Raw genomic sequence first — 12,639 nt, forward strand, 5'->3', positions numbered from 1 at the left:
CGTGGGCATGGAACGACGATACGTACTAAAGGGGCAATATCTGCTTAATGCACCGGAAAGCGGCGCGGCGGGGATTTCGGCCCCGCCGCGCCGCTTTCCGGCCGGGTTCCGGCGGATCACATGCGGGAGACGTTGCGCTCGTACACCAGGCGCAGCCCGATCAGCGTCAGCCAGGGCTCGTGCTCGTCGATGACGGTGGCCTCGCTGAGCACCATCGGGGCGAGACCGCCCGTCGCGATGACGGTGACGTCCTCGGGATCGTCGGCCAGCTCGCGGGCCATCCGGGTCACGACGCCGTCGACCTGTCCGGCGAAGCCGTAGATGATGCCGGACTGCATGGCCTCGACGGTGTTCTTGCCGATCACGCTGCGCGGGCGGGCCAGCTCGATCTTGCGGAGCTGGGCGCCCTTCACACCGAGCGCCTCGACCGAGATCTCGATGCCGGGGGCGATCACCCCGCCGGTGTACTCGCCGCGCGCGGACACCGCGTCGAAGGTCGTCGCCGTACCGAAGTCGACGACGACGGCCGGGCCGCCGTAGAGCTCGACGGCCGCGACCGCGTTGATGATGCGGTCCGCGCCGACCTCCTTCGGGTTGTCCATCAGGATCGGGACGCCGGTCTTGATGCCGGGCTCGACGAGGACCGCGGGGACGTCGCCGTAGTACCGGCGGGTCACCTCGCGCAGTTCGTGCAGGACGGAGGGGACGGTGGAGCAGACCGCGATCCCCTCGATGCCGTCGCCCAGCTCGTCGCCGAGGAGGGGGTGCATGCCCATCAGGCCCTGGAGGAGTACGGCCAGCTCGTCGGCGGTGCGGCGGGCGTCCGTGGAGATGCGCCAGTGCTCGACGATCTCGTCGCCGTCGAAGAGACCGAGGACGGTGTGGGTGTTGCCGACGTCGATGGTGAGCAGCATGGGCTACTTCGCCTCGCGCAGGTCGAGACCGATGTCCAGGATCGGCGAGGAGTGGGTGAGCGCCCCGACCGCGAGGTAGTCGACGCCCGTCTCGGCATACGCCCGCGCGTTGTCCAGCGTCAGTCTTCCCGAGGACTCCAGGGCGGCCCGGCCGCCGACGAGGGCGACCGCCTCGGCGGTCTGTGCCGGGGTGAAGTTGTCCAGCAGGATCAGGTCGGCTCCGGCCGCCAGGACTTCGGTGACCTGGGGCAGGGTGTCCACCTCGACCTCGATGGCGAGATCGGGGAAGTCGGCCCGTACGAGCTTGAACGCCTCGGCCACACCGCCCGCCGCCACGACGTGGTTGTCCTTGACCAGGGCCGCGTCGGAGAGGGACATCCGGTGGTTGACACCGCCGCCGCAGCGCACCGCGTACTTCTCCAGGGCGCGCAGCCCCGGGGTGGTCTTGCGGGTGTCGCGGACCTGCGCCTTGGTGCCTTCCAGTGTGTCGGCCCACGCGCGGGTGGCCGTGGCGATGCCGGAGAGGCGGCAGAGCAGGTTGAGCGCGCTGCGCTCGGCGGTCAGCAGGTCCCGGGTGCGGGTGGTCACCGAGAGCAGCTTCTCGCCCGCCGCGACGCGAGCGCCGTCCTCGACGTGCCGTTCGACCTCGAAGGTCTCCGTGCAGACGATGGAGAGAACCGCTTCGGCGATGCGCAGACCGGCGACCGTACCGGCCTCGCGGGCGGTGAAGTCGGCGGTGGCGACGGCCTCTTCGGGCACGGTCGCGAAGGTGGTCACGTCCACGCCGCCGTCGAGGTCCTCGTCGATGGCGAGGTGCGCGATGTCCTCGACCAGGATGGGGTCGAGGCCGGAGTCGGCGAGCAGCGCGGCGAGATCGGGGTCGAGCCCGCACTCCATGGCCTCGGGGTCGTACGCGTCGTCGCCGCAGGCGCAGGCGTCTCCGCAGCCGCCCGCGGACACGGCGCCGTCGGCTTCGCCGCCGATCTGGTGGAGGGGGAGGTCGGGGGTGGTCACGGTCACTGCTCCTGGGGACGCTGGGGGAGGGTCGGGGGAAAGTCCGCGCTGGCCGTGGTGCGTACGTCCAGCGAACGGTCGTGTTGCAGCTGTACGACGAGGTGGCGGCGCCAGTCGGTGTCGTCCCGGTCGGCGTGGTCCTCGCGCCAGTGGCAGCCGCGGGTCTCCTCGCGGCGGAGTGCGGCGGCGGTGAGGACGCGGGCGACGCAGAGGAGGTTGGTGGCCTCCCACGCCTCGACGCCCGGTTCGGCGGGCTTGGCGGGTGTGGCAGACGTGGCAGGTGTGGCGGGCTTCGGTGCGGTGGCTGCTGTGTCCGCCGGTGCCGGTGGGTTCACAGATGCCGCTGTGCTCACAGGTGCGGGAGTGTCCACTTCCGCACGGATGGCCTCCAGCTCCGCCGCGGCCGTCCTGAGGCTGTCCGCCGAGCGCAGCACTCCGGCGCCCGCCGTCATGATCCGCTGGATGCGGAGGCGGGACTCGGGGGCGAGCAGCGGAAGCGTGACGGGTTCGGCGGGGGCGACGGCCGCGGCGGCCTTCCTGGTGGTGGCAGCGACGTCGTCCGCGATGCGCTCCGCGAAGACCAGCCCCTCCAGGAGGGAGTTGGACGCCAGGCGGTTCGCGCCGTGCACACCGGTGCAGGCGACCTCACCGCAGGCGTACAGACCGGGGACGGTCGTACGGCCGTGCAGATCGGTGCGGACGCCGCCCGAGGCGTAGTGCGCGGCGGGGGCCACCGGGATCGGCTCGGTCACCGGGTCGATGCCGTGGGCTCGGCAGGCGGCCAGGATCGTCGGGAAGCGCTGCTCCCACATCTCGGCGCCGAAGTGGCGGGCGTCGAGATACATGTGTTCCGCGCCGTGCTCGTGCATGCGGCGGGTGATGGCCTTGGCCACGATGTCGCGCGGGGCCAGTTCGGCCAGCTCGTGCTGACCGACCATGAACCGGACGCCCTCGGCGTCGACGAGGTGGGCGCCCTCGCCCCGTACCGCTTCGGAGACCAGTGGCTGCTGGCCCTCGGCGCCCGCGCCGAGGAAGAGCACCGTGGGGTGGAACTGGACGAATTCGAGGTCCGAGACGTCCGCGCCCGCGCGCAGGGCGAGGGCCACGCCGTCGCCGGTCGAGACGGACGGGTTGGTGGTCGCCGAGAAGATCTGGCCCATCCCACCGGTGGCGAGGACGACCGCGGGTGCGACGACGGCGCCCACGCCGTCGTGCTGGCCCTCCCCCATGACGTGCAGGGTGACACCCGCCGTACGGCCTTCGGCGTCGGTGAGGAGGTCGAGGACCAGGGCGTTCTCGACGGTGTGCAGCGCAGCGGCGCGGACCGCTTCGACCAGTGCGCGGGAGATCTCCGCGCCCGTCGCGTCGCCGCCCGCGTGGGCGATCCGGCGGCGGTGGTGGCCGCCCTCGCGGGCGAGCGCGAGGGTGCCGGTGGCGTCGGTGTCGAAGTGCGCGCCGGTCGCGATGAGGCGGCGTACGGCGTCGGGGCCCTCGGTGACCAGGGTGCGTACCGCGGTCTCGTCGCAGAGCCCGGCGCCGGCGACCAGCGTGTCGTCGAGGTGCTGTTCGGGGGTGTCGCCCTCACCGAGCGCGGCGGCGACGCCGCCCTGTGCCCAGCGGGTCGACCCGTCGTCGAGGCGGGCCTTGGTCACGACGACGGTGCGCAGGCCCGCCGCGGTGCAGCGCAGCGCGGCGGTGAGACCGGCGACGCCGGACCCGACGATCACGACGTCGGCGTCGAGCGACCAGCCGGGGACGGGTGCGTGCAGGCGTATTCCGGTTCCGGTCACTGTGGCTCCCCGAAGGTCAGCGGGATGTTGTCGATCAGGCGCGTCGCACCGACCCGGGCGGCGATCGCGAGGACCGCCCCGCCCTTGTGGTGGTCGTCGGCCTCGGTGAAGTCGGACGGGTCGATCAGGGACAGGTAGTCGAGGGTGAGCGGCGCGCCCGCGACGGCGGCCCGTGCCGCGGCGCGCACGGCCGCGGGGGTGGCGTCGCCGGTCGGCGACGGTGCCGCCGCCAGGACGTCCCGGCCCGCGAACAGGGCCCGGGAGAGGACCAGCGCGGTGGCGCGGTCCTCGGCGGAGAGGAAGCGGTTGCGGCTGGAGAGAGCCAGGCCGTCGGGCTCGCGGACCGTCGGTACGCCGACGATCTCGACCGGGAAGTTGAGATCGCGCGCCATCCGCCGGACCAGGGCGAGCTGTTGGGCGTCCTTCTGCCCGAACAGCGCGAGGCCGGGCCGGGTGAGGTGCAGCAGCTTGGCGACGACGGTGAGCATCCCGTCGAAGTGGCCGGGGCGCGCCGAGCCCTCGAAACGCTCGCCCATGGGGCCCGCCGCGATCCGCACCTGCGGCTCCCCGCCCGGGTAGACCTCGTCCACGGCCGGGGCGAACACCGCGTCCGCACCGGCCAGTTCGGCGACGGCGAGGTCGGCTTCGAGGGTGCGGGGGTAGCGGTCGAGGTCTTCACCCGCACCGAACTGGAGCGGGTTGACGAAGACCGTGACGACGACCTGACCGGTCCTCCCCACCAGCTCCCTCGCCGTACGGATCAGGGTGGCGTGGCCCTCGTGGAGGGCGCCCATGGTCATGACGACGGCACGCCTGCCGGTGGACGGCGCGGTGCGCGGCAGGGCGTCCAGCTCGGCGGCCGTGTGCAGCAGGGCGGTCATCGGGTCTCCTCCTCGCCGAGGACACCGAGCAGGTCCTCGGCCAGTTCCGGCTTGAGCAGACCGTGCGCGAGGGCGCGGTCCGCCGTCGTACGGGCCATCGCGAGATATCCGGCGACGGCCTGCGGGGCGTGCTTGCGCAACTCTTCGACGTGCGCCGACACCGTGCCCGCGTCGCCGCGGGCGACCGGTCCGGTCAGCGCCGCATCACCGGACCTGAGGGCGTTGTCGAGGGCGGCGCCGAGGAGCGGGCCGAGCATCCGGTCGGGGGCGGCGACCCCGGCCGTACGCAGCAGCTCCATGGACTGGGCCACCAGGGTGACCAGGTGGTTCGCGCCGATGGCGAGCGCCGCGTGGTAGAGCGGCCGGGACTCCTCGGCGATCCACTCGGGCTCGCCGCCCATCTCGATGACCAGTGCCTCGGCGGCGAGCCGCAGCTCGTCGGGGGCGGTCACGCCGAAGGAGCAGCCGGCCAGCCGCTGGACGTCCACCGAGGTGCCGGTGAAGGTCATCGCCGGGTGCAGTGCCAGCGGCAGGGCTCCGGCGCGCAGCGCGGGGTCGAGCACCCGGGTGCCGAACCGGCCCGACGTGTGGACCAGGAGCTGTCCCGGGCGGACCGCGCCGGTCGCGGCCAGTCCCTCGACCAGCGCGGGCAGCGCGTCGTCGGGCACGGTCAGCAGGACCAGCTCGGCCCGCGCCAGCACCTCGGCCGGGGGGACCAGGGGGACATCGGGGAGCAGGACGGCGGCCCTGCGCACGGAGGCGTCGGACACACCGGACGCGGCGACCGGACGGTGCCCGGCCAGCTGGAGCGACGCGGCGAGCGCGGGGCCCACCCGGCCGGTGCCGACGACGCCGACGGTGAGCCGGGCGGGGCGGGTGTCTACTGATGCGTTCATGTGGGACGGCCTTCCGTTCCAGTCCGCGAGGGGTACCGGACGATTTCCCCGTCATGCTACGCCCAGGTTTCGGGGCACTCGGGAGACTGTCCACAGGCTGTGGGTGATGATCTGAATATGACCCACGACACGGACGAGAACGAGCAGCAGAACGAGCGGGACGCCCAGAACAAGCAGGACGAGCGGGACACCCGGAGCGACCAGAACGAGCGGCAGCGTAGAACGGCCGCGCTGCGGGGGGCGAAGCACATACTGTCGCGTCCGTCCGCGCACGCCACGCTGGGCGAGCGGCTGACGGCGCTGGCCGCGGACGCGGGAACGGTGTACGACCTCGGCGAATCCGTCGACCTGTACGGCGGCGGGGTCGTCGCCGCGTTGGAGGAGCGGGTGGCCTCGCTGCTCGGTTTCCCCGCGGCGGCCTTCTTCCCCACCGGCACGATGGCCCAGCAGGTCGCGCTGCGGTGCTGGGCGGAGCGCACGGGCAACGCCACGGTCGCCCTGCATCCGCTGGCGCACCCGGAGATGCACGAGGGGGGCGCTTTCGGGACGGTGAGCGGACTGCGTACGGTCCACCCGACGTCGGCGCCCCGGCTGCCCACCGCCGACGAGGTGCGCGACTTCGGCGAACCGTTCGGGACGCTGATGCTGGAACTTCCGCTGCGCGACGCCGGTTTCTCCCTGCCGACCTGGGACGAACTGGTGGCGGTCGTCGAAGCGGCCAGGGAACGTGACGCGGTGGTGCACTTCGACGGCGCACGGCTGTGGGAGTGCACCCCGCACTTCGGCCGCGGCCTGAAGGAGATCGCGGGGCTCGCGGACAGTGTGTACGTGTCCTTCTACAAGTCGCTGGACGGCCTTTCGGGCGCGGTGCTCGCGGGACCCGAAACGCTCGTCGACGAGGCGCGGGTCTGGCGGCACCGGTACGGGGGGCAGATCTTCCAGCAGTACCCGGCCGCGCTGTCGGCGCTGGTGGGGCTGGAGCGGGAGCTGCCGCGGCTGGCGTCGTACGTCGCTCAGGCGAAGGTGGTCGCGGCCGGGCTGGCGGAGGGGTTCCGGGAGGCCGGGGTGGCGTGGTTCCGGATCAACCCCGAGGTGCCGCACACGCACCAGTTCCAGGTGTGGCTCCCGTACGACGCGGAGGTGCTGACCCGGGTGGCGGTCGAGCAGGCGGAGGAGACCGGGGTGGCGCTGTTCCACCCGTTCCATCCTGCGCCGGGCGGGGTGCCGGAACTCTCGTTCACCGAGGTGACGGTGGCGGGGCCGGGGCTGTCGTGGACGGTGGCGGACGTGGTGTCGGCGGTACGGGAGTTCGTGCGACGGGTGGGGTGACCGGCGGCGGACCTGCGAGGGGGAACCCGCGCCGTACCGGCCGCTTCAACCGGTTCTCCGCAGCAGGCCCCACCAGCGCCGCCGCCCTGCCCGTCGGCGCCCGGACGGTGCGGTCCCGGCGGACCGCGCCATCCGCGCCGTCCGCGCCATCTCCCCGATGGCCTCCCAGTCGTGCTTGCCGGGCAGCGGCGGAGCCAGTTCCCCCCGCTGGGCCGCACGGTAGGCGTCGAACATGTGCTGCTGATTGGCGTTCATGGCCCCACCCTGCGTGCCCGCTCCGGCCCCCTGAGCGCCGTTTGACGAGGCCCGTCAATCGACGGCCGGTTGTCAGTGGGGGCAGGCACCATGGATGCATGAGCGTGGACATCGACATCACCGGACTGCCGCCGGACGGGATCACTTTCGAGCCGTCGCCGCTGGCCGAGCTGGGCAACGCCCTGCATGTGCTGTCCGAGCCGGGGCACCACCCGGGACTGCACGGCTGGGCCACGGCGACGTCCGCCGCGCTCCCCGCGGACCTCGCCGACCGGCTGCACGAGGCGGAATTCCTGTGGCGCTCCACGTTCTCGGACATCTTCATGCCGTTCGCGGGGGTCCGGCCGGCGTACAGAGGGCGTACGGACGGCGGGCCCACGCACGGCGCGCACCTGGGTGACAGGCATACGGGCAGCAGGCCCGGAGCGACGCTGGCCGAGGACCTGGATCTGCTCGATCTGCTGCCGGACGACGAATTCGTCACCGTCGCGATGGAGTTCACCTGTTCCGTCACCTACAACATCGGTGGGCCCTCCCCGCTCTCGGACTCCGGAGTGCGGGCGCGCTCCCTGGACCTCGCGGCGGCGCGCGGCCCCAGACAGCTCGACTTCACCAGACAGCTGCTGAACGACCCGGTCACCGTCCGGGCGTGGATCCGGCGTCTCTTCGAGGACTGCGAGCAGGCGTTCTTCGGCGACACCTGGCGGCGCATACGGTTCCAGCTGGCCGCCGACGCCCGGCACAAGACCGAGCTGCTGCGGCACAAGGGCCTCGCCGAGGCCGTGACCGCGGTCTCCGCCGCCCTGTCGATGGACGAGACGGGTACCCGCATCAGCGCCGACAAGCTCTCGGAGGGCCGGTCGGTGGCCATGGGCTCGCCCGCCGGGGACGGACTCACCTTCGTACCGACGAGTTTCGGCTGGCCCCACCTGCTGGTGCTGCACCGCCCGGACTGGCGCCCGGTGGTCCAGTACCCGGTCGCGGCGCCCGAGCTGCCCTCCCCCGCCTCCGTGGAGCTGCTGAAGCTGCGGCTCGAAGCGCTGGCCCACCCGATGCGGATGCGACTGTGCAGAGAGCTGGCCCGCGCCTCGCACACCACGGGCGAACTGGCCGACACGCACGGCATATCCGCGCCCGAGGTCTCCCGTCATCTGGCGCTGCTGAAGCGGGCCGGGCTGATCACCACCAGGCGCCGCGGACGGTACGTACTGCACCAGCTGGACCTCACCGTGGTGGCCCGGCTCGGCAGCGACTTCCTGGAGGGGGTACTCCGCTAGGACCTGCCCGACAGGAGCTGCCCGGCCGGATCTGCCCGGCCGGATCTGCCCGGCCGGACCTGCCCGGCCGGTCTCTGCCGGGCCCGCCTCCGACGGCGCGGCTCAGCGCGCTCCCGAGCCGCCCGCCCTGACCAGCCCCGTCTCGTACGCGAGCACCACCACCTGGACCCGGTCCCGGAGCTCCAGCTTGGTGAGGATGCGGCCCACGTGCGTCTTGACCGTGGCCTCGGACAGCACCAGGTGCGCCGCGATCTCGCCGTTCGACATGCCCTGGGCGACCAGCAGCATCACCTCGCGCTCGCGCTCGGTGAGCCGCCCGACGCCCTTGTGCTGGGGGCCGGACGCCCGGCCCGGCAGCATCGGTGAGAAGCGGTCGAGCAGCCGCCTGGTCGTCGACGGCGCCACCACCGCGTCGCCGCTGTGCACCGAGCGGATCGCGGCGAGCAGTTCCGCCGGGGGCACGTCCTTCAGCATGAAGCCGCTGGCGCCCGCCTTCAGACCGGAGAAGGCGTACTCGTCCAGGTCGAAGGTCGTCAGGATCAGCACCTTGGGCGCGTTCGGCTGCGCACAGATCTGCCGGGTCGCCTCGACACCGTCGAGCCTCGGCATCCGGACATCCATCAGCACCACGTCGACCGCCGACGTCCTGAGGATGTCGATGGCCTCGGCGCCGTCGCCCGCCTCCGCGACGACCTCCATGTCCGGCTGGGCGGCGAGCACCATCCGGAAGCCGGTGCGGAGAAGCACCTGGTCGTCGACGAGCATTACCCGGATCGCCATGTCGTACAAATCCCTTCTAGTGGGCGGGCCTGAGCGGGAGCAGCGCGCTGATCCGGAAGCCGCCGCCGGGGCGCGGGCCCGCGTCCAGCGTGCCTCCGACCATCCCGATGCGCTCCCGCATCCCGATCAGACCGTGTCCCTGCCCGTCGGCGCCGCCGTCCGTGTACAGCTCGTGCGCGGCGCCGCGGCCGTCGTCCTCGACGAGCAGACCGAGCCCGTCGTCGAAGTACACGAGCCGTACGCTGGCGCCCACGTCGGGCCCGCCGTGCTTGCGCGTATTGGTGAGTGCTTCCTGCACAATGCGGTACGCCGTGAGCTCCACGCCACTGGGCAGCGGACGCGGTGTCCCCTCGACCTGGAAGTCCACGGTCAGTCCCGCGGTCCTGACCTGGTCGACCAGCTCCTGGATCTGCTCCACGTCGGGCTGCGGTACGTACTCCCCGCTCTCCTGCGCGTCCCCGGTCCGCAGCACCCCCAGCAGCCTGCGCATCTCGGCGAGCGCCTGGCGGCCGGTGGAGGAAATGGTCTCCAGGGCCTGCTTCGCCTGGTCGGGCGAGGCGTCCATGACGTAGGCGGCGCCGTCCGCCTGGACGACCATGACGGAGACGTTGTGCGCGACGACATCGTGCAGTTCGCGGGCGATGCGGGCCCGTTCACCCGCCACCGCCACCTTCGACTGCGCCTCGCGCTCCTTCTCCAGCCGTGCGGCCCGTTCCTCCAGCTGCGCCAGGTAGGCCCGGCGCGTGCTCATCGAGTCGCCGAGCACCCAGGCCAGGACGAACGGCACGGTCAGCACGACCGTGAAGAACACCTCCTGGACCCAGTTGTGGACCGTCGGCTCGGGCCAGCGCAGCTGCGCGAGCGTGCCCGCGCTCAACGCGCCGACCAGGGCGAACCGCGAGGCCCAGCGCTTCCCGACGGCGGCGACCGTGTAGATCAGCAACAGCATCGCGAAGTCGGCCAGGGACGACTGGACGTCGAGGGCCAGCTGGGCGAGCCCCATCACGGCGGTCAGCACCAGCATCTTCTCGGGCGCGCGACGGCGCAGCGCGACGGCGGTGCACAGCCCGACGGCGATCGGGACGGCCGCGGCTCGCTCATGGGCCGGGTAGTTGCCCAACACGTACTGCACGCCGCAGATCCCGAGGAGGACGACGGCCCAGAAGCTGTCGACCCAGGTCGGGTGTCTGCGGATGAAGGCGTAGAGGCGCTGCACGTAACCCAGCGTAGGGAAGCCGAACAGGTGTCAGGGTCAACCGGAGGGCCGATCCGCTGCCCCGGGGAGTACTCCCCAAGGTGGAGACTTGACGCCGTGACTGATGAGTGGCGTGGGTGGCGTGAGGCGGCCGAGACCGCGCTGTACGGGGCGGACGGGTTCTATCTGCGGCCGGAGGGGCCCGCCGGCCACTTCCGCACCTCGGTGCACGCCTCCCCGCTGTTCGCCTCGGCGGTCGCCCGGCTGCTGACCGGTCTCGGCCTCCGGGAACCGGCCCTGGTCGACATGGGCGCGGGCCGCGGCGAACTGTTGTCGGGGGTGCTGGCCGCGCTGCCCGACGGTTTCCTGGTACGGGCATACGCCGTCGAGCGGGCCGCCCGTCCGCCCGGCCTCGACGAGCGGGTCGTGTGGACCGCGGAGCCGCCGGCCGGGGTGTGCGGGCTGCTCTTCGCGAACGAGTGGCTGGACAACGTACCGGTCGATGTGGCGGAGGCGGACGCGGACGGGACGCCGCGCTACGTCCTGGTACGGACGTCGGACGGCGCGGAGCGGCTCGGGGATCCGGTAGCCGGGGCGGACGCGGAGTGGCTGGACCGCTGGTGGCCGCTGACCGAGCCGGGCCTGCGGGCCGAGATCGGCCGCCCGCGCGACGAGGCGTGGGCGGCTGCGGCCGGCACGCTCGACGCCGGTCTGGCGGTCGCCGTCGACTACTCCCACACGCGCGGGTCCCGGCCACCCTTCGGCACGCTCACCGGTTTCCGCGCGGGCCGGGAGGCGCGGCCGGTCCCGGACGGAAGCTGCGACATCACCGCGCACGTGGCCCTGGACGCGTGCGCGGCAGCCTGCGGCGGCGGAGACCTGCTCACCCAGCGGGAGGCACTGCACCGCCTGGGCGTGACCGGCGCACGCCCCCCGCTGACGCTGGCCTCCACGGATCCCACGGCGTACGTACGGGCACTGGCGGCGGCGGGAGAGGCCGCGGAGCTGACGGACCGGAGCGGGCTGGGGGCGTTCGGCTGGCTGATGACGCCGGCGGGACCGGGCCCGGAGCCGGAGCCGAGCCAGGGGCGGGTGGGGAAACCACCGTCCGCACGGGGATACTGGCCCGCATGACGGAGACGACGGTATGACGGAGACGACGGTCGGCATCGGCGGTGCCGCGGAGACCACCGACATGGTGCTCAACATCGGCCCTCAGCACCCCTCCACCCACGGCGTGCTCCGCCTCCGCCTGATCCTGGACGGCGAACGCATCCAGCAGGCCGAGCCGGTCATCGGCTACATGCACCGCGGCGCGGAGAAACTCTTCGAGGCCCGCGACTACCGCCAGATCGTCATGCTCGCCAACCGCCACGACTGGCTCTCCGCCTTCTCGAACGAGCTGGGCGTCGTGATGGCCGTCGAGCGCATGCTCGGCATGGAGGTGCCGGAGCGGGCGGTCTGGATCCGTACGCTCCTCGCCGAGCTGAACCGGGTGCTCAACCACCTGATGTTCCTCGGCTCGTACCCGCTCGAACTGGGCGGGATCACCCCGGTGTTCCACGCCTTCCGCGAACGCGAAGTGATCCAGGCGGTGATGGAGGAGGTCTCCGGCGGCCGGATGCACTACATGTTCAACCGGGTCGGCGGCCTCAAGGAGGACCTTCCGGCGGGCTGGCTCGGCCGGGTGCGGGAGGCGGTGGCCGATGTCCGCTCGCGCATGGACGTGTACGACGACCTCGTCCTCGGCAACGAGATCTTCCGCGGCCGGACCCGCGGGGTGGGGGTCCTCTCCCGGGAGGCCGTGCACGCGTACGGCGTGAGCGGGCCCATCGCCCGCGGCTCGGGCGTCGACTTCGACCTGCGCCGCGACGAGCCGTACCTCGCGTACGGGGACCTTCAGGACACGCTGCGGGTCGTCACCCGGGACGAGGGCGACTGCCTCGCCCGTTTCGAGGTCCTGCTCGGCCAGACCCACAACGCGCTGGACCTGGCCGACGCGTGTCTGGACCGGATGGCCGGCCTGGCTCCCGGCCCGGTCAACCAGCGGCTGCCGAAGGTGCTCAAGGCCCCCGAGGGCCAGACGTACGCCTGGACCGAGAACCCGCTGGGCATCAACGGCTACTACCTGGTGTCCAAGGGCGAGAAGACGCCGTACCGCCTCAAGCTCCGCTCGGCGTCCTTCAACAACATCCAGGCGCTGACCGAGCTGCTGCCGGGCACCCTGGTCGCCGACATGGTGGCGATCCTGGGCTCGCTCTTCTTCGTCGTCGGCGACATCGACAAGTAGGACCGGCCGCCGCCCGGC

Annotated in this window: 12 protein-coding genes; 4 read left to right on the plus strand and 8 right to left on the minus strand. The window is 72.5% G+C overall.

The genetic code is table 11. The features are described 5' to 3' along the window. Window positions 1-116: 116 nt before the first annotated feature. Genes NBY69_RS31985 through NBY69_RS32005 form a run of 5 tightly spaced genes read right to left on the minus strand, consistent with a single transcriptional unit; the run spans window position 117 to window position 5,495 of the window. Complete coding sequence (locus NBY69_RS31985) at window positions 117-914, minus strand: type III pantothenate kinase (RefSeq protein WP_250305448.1); 798 nt, start codon at window positions 912-914, stop codon at window positions 117-119. Window positions 915-917: 3 nt separating this feature from the next. Then, entirely contained in the window at window positions 918-1,928 is a 1,011-nt protein-coding gene (nadC, locus tag NBY69_RS31990; protein WP_250305449.1) for a carboxylating nicotinate-nucleotide diphosphorylase, read from the minus strand. Between the two features lie 2 nt (window positions 1,929-1,930). After that, window positions 1,931-3,718, minus strand: coding sequence for an L-aspartate oxidase (locus tag NBY69_RS31995; RefSeq protein ID WP_250305450.1), 1,788 nt, complete (start codon window positions 3,716-3,718; stop codon window positions 1,931-1,933). Next, window positions 3,715-4,599: a pantoate--beta-alanine ligase gene (gene panC / locus NBY69_RS32000; RefSeq protein ID WP_250305451.1), complete on the minus strand. Its 885-nt coding sequence runs from the start codon at window positions 4,597-4,599 to the stop codon at window positions 3,715-3,717. Before panC ends, NBY69_RS31995 begins: the two co-directional genes overlap by 4 nt. Further along, window positions 4,596-5,495: a Rossmann-like and DUF2520 domain-containing protein gene (locus tag NBY69_RS32005; RefSeq protein ID WP_250305452.1), complete on the minus strand. Its 900-nt coding sequence runs from the start codon at window positions 5,493-5,495 to the stop codon at window positions 4,596-4,598. The genes panC and NBY69_RS32005 overlap by 4 nt, the downstream gene beginning before the upstream one ends. Before the next feature lie 117 nt (window positions 5,496-5,612). Between NBY69_RS32005 and NBY69_RS32010 the strand changes: the two genes are divergently transcribed. Further along, window positions 5,613-6,824: a low specificity L-threonine aldolase gene (locus tag NBY69_RS32010; RefSeq protein WP_250305453.1), complete on the plus strand. Its 1,212-nt coding sequence runs from the start codon at window positions 5,613-5,615 to the stop codon at window positions 6,822-6,824. A 45-nt stretch (window positions 6,825-6,869) separates the two neighbouring features. Here the strand turns inward: NBY69_RS32010 and NBY69_RS32015 are convergent, their stop codons facing one another. Beyond that, on the minus strand, window positions 6,870-7,079 hold the full coding sequence (locus tag NBY69_RS32015; protein WP_250305454.1) for a hypothetical protein: 210 nt from the start codon (window positions 7,077-7,079) through the stop codon (window positions 6,870-6,872). Window positions 7,080-7,183: 104 nt separating this feature from the next. Between NBY69_RS32015 and NBY69_RS32020 the strand changes: the two genes are divergently transcribed. Continuing rightward, the gene (locus NBY69_RS32020; protein WP_250305591.1) at window positions 7,184-8,356 is read left to right on the plus strand and encodes a DUF5937 family protein; all 1,173 of its coding nucleotides are present in this window, start codon (window positions 7,184-7,186) and stop codon (window positions 8,354-8,356) included. Between the two features lie 102 nt (window positions 8,357-8,458). Here the strand turns inward: NBY69_RS32020 and NBY69_RS32025 are convergent, their stop codons facing one another. Continuing rightward, the gene (locus NBY69_RS32025) at window positions 8,459-9,136 is read right to left on the minus strand and encodes a response regulator transcription factor (RefSeq protein WP_250305455.1); all 678 of its coding nucleotides are present in this window, start codon (window positions 9,134-9,136) and stop codon (window positions 8,459-8,461) included. 16 nt (window positions 9,137-9,152) lie between these two features. Beyond that, window positions 9,153-10,352, minus strand: a complete 1,200-nt coding sequence (locus NBY69_RS32030) for a sensor histidine kinase (protein WP_250305456.1) — start codon at window positions 10,350-10,352, stop codon at window positions 9,153-9,155. 96 nt (window positions 10,353-10,448) lie between these two features. On the opposite strand from NBY69_RS32030, the gene NBY69_RS32035 reads away from it, so the two are divergent. Both NBY69_RS32035 and NBY69_RS32040 read left to right on the plus strand, forming a co-directional pair. After that, complete coding sequence (locus NBY69_RS32035; RefSeq protein WP_250305457.1) at window positions 10,449-11,465, plus strand: SAM-dependent methyltransferase; 1,017 nt, start codon at window positions 10,449-10,451, stop codon at window positions 11,463-11,465. 13 nt (window positions 11,466-11,478) lie between these two features. After that, window positions 11,479-12,621: an NADH-quinone oxidoreductase subunit D gene (locus NBY69_RS32040; RefSeq protein ID WP_250305458.1), complete on the plus strand. Its 1,143-nt coding sequence runs from the start codon at window positions 11,479-11,481 to the stop codon at window positions 12,619-12,621. Window positions 12,622-12,639 lie beyond the last annotated feature (18 nt).

The sequence above is a fragment of the Streptomyces sp. A 4/2 genome, from assembly GCF_940670765.1.
Lineage (GTDB): Bacteria > Actinomycetota > Actinomycetes > Streptomycetales > Streptomycetaceae > Streptomyces.

Excerpts from the sequence above, each read along its gene's own strand:
- NBY69_RS31985 (WP_250305448.1), bottom strand. The coding sequence starts at position 914 with ATGCTGCTCACCATCGACGTCGGCAACACCCACACCGTCCTCGGTCTC.
- panC (WP_250305451.1), bottom strand. The coding sequence starts at position 4,599 with ATGACCGCCCTGCTGCACACGGCCGCCGAGCTGGACGCCCTGCCGCGC.
- NBY69_RS32040 (WP_250305458.1), top strand. The coding sequence starts at position 11,479 with ATGACGGAGACGACGGTCGGCATCGGCGGTGCCGCGGAGACCACCGAC.
- NBY69_RS32005 (WP_250305452.1), bottom strand. The coding sequence starts at position 5,495 with ATGAACGCATCAGTAGACACCCGCCCCGCCCGGCTCACCGTCGGCGTC.
- NBY69_RS32010 (WP_250305453.1), top strand. The coding sequence starts at position 5,613 with ATGACCCACGACACGGACGAGAACGAGCAGCAGAACGAGCGGGACGCC.
- NBY69_RS32025 (WP_250305455.1), bottom strand. The coding sequence starts at position 9,136 with ATGGCGATCCGGGTAATGCTCGTCGACGACCAGGTGCTTCTCCGCACC.
- NBY69_RS32015 (WP_250305454.1), bottom strand. The coding sequence starts at position 7,079 with ATGAACGCCAATCAGCAGCACATGTTCGACGCCTACCGTGCGGCCCAG.